Raw genomic sequence first — 1,368 nt, 5'->3', positions numbered from 1 at the left:
TGCAGGCCGGCCAGGAACATCGTGCCGCCTTCGAAGATGGGGGTGTTGGCCACGCCGCTGCTGCGCGTGACGGTGTTGCTGCCGCGATAGACCGACAAGGCATCGGAACGAATGACGCGGCCACTGCTGTCCGTGGCCACCATGATCATGTCGTAGTTGCCGTTGAGGCCGGCCATGTTGGCAATATAGGTGCCGCTTTGCCCCGGCATCAACGATGTGCCTAACCTTGTAAAACCGGCGCGTGGCCCGCCGCCCGTTCCCATCGGGCGGTAGAAAAGATCGACTTTGGCGGCACCGTGCAGGGTTTGGTTGGAGATCCTTAGCACGTTCGAACCAATAGATTCCGTATGGCTCCCGTAGACTCTATCTCGTGCTCCGTAATTAATGGGCCTTCCTTGATTCTGAGGGTTGAATCCTGCATAGAGTGGATTTCCTGCGCTATGAGCGGCCTTGTGTTCGCTGCCTCCTGAACCGCTTAATCTCCCGAGGAAGATCCGCGTGCCATTATTAGCCATTGCATAGAAGGATAATGAGTATTCAATGCGTTCATCGTAGATCTGGCGCCCCACGTTTCCTCTCTCAATCTTCATAAATGGGCGAGAGTCAAAGCCAATATTGTGATCTCCGGATGCAGTAAAAAACTGAGTATTCCCGTTATCGATAGAGACTGCTCTACCGTTATTAAAGACCGCGATGTCAACGGCTACCTTTTGGGTTCCCCAAAGTGCTGTTATATCGGGGATGTAGATATTGAGTGCTGTTGGTACTAGATCGCGACTATTACTCCCGCCACGAGGGCCAGGTGTGAGCCAATTCCACAGATTTCGTTGAACATTTGCTGAAAGTGCCAGTATTCCACTCACTCCTACCGAATCCGCCACCGCCGGCGCGCCCTGTATATAAGCTGCATTAGCCCCCGCCAGCAAGGTCGCCCCCGAGGTCAGTTGCACTCCCTGGAAGTACCCGCCACCCTGTGCCGCTATCAGCGATGCATTGGGCCGGCTGCTGCTCATCCTTGGCTGGATGGTCCGAATTACCTGTCCGCGCTCGTCGTACACGGTGATGGTGGTGGCAATGCGGCTGTCCGGCCGCCCCATCTCTTCCTGGATCTGCTCCAGCGTCATGGCGCGCAGGTTCAACACCTGCGATTGCAGCGTCAGGGTCGGTCGGCCGGCGCGGTCGTAGAAGTAGACCTTGGTGATGCCCTGATCGACATTGCTGCGCCAGATCCGCCCGGCCGCGTCATACTCCACGAACTCCTGGGCTTGTCCCTGGGCATTGCCGCTGGCGATGATCTTGCCGATCTGCTTGCCGAAGGCGTCGTAGTACAGGCCGATGGCGTTGTCGTTGCCGTGTGTCGGGTTGTGG

Annotated in this window: 1 protein-coding gene; it reads right to left on the bottom strand. The window is 56.9% G+C overall.

The window, feature by feature from the left end:
• The coding region (locus tag AC07N6_RS24245) for a hypothetical protein (protein ID WP_494783858.1) at positions 1-1,368 on the bottom strand (1,368 nt) is incomplete at both ends.

This window comes from Herbaspirillum sp. GW821-FHT09A12, assembly GCF_059418325.1.
This window is presented reverse-complemented; position numbering and strand designations above follow the sequence as displayed.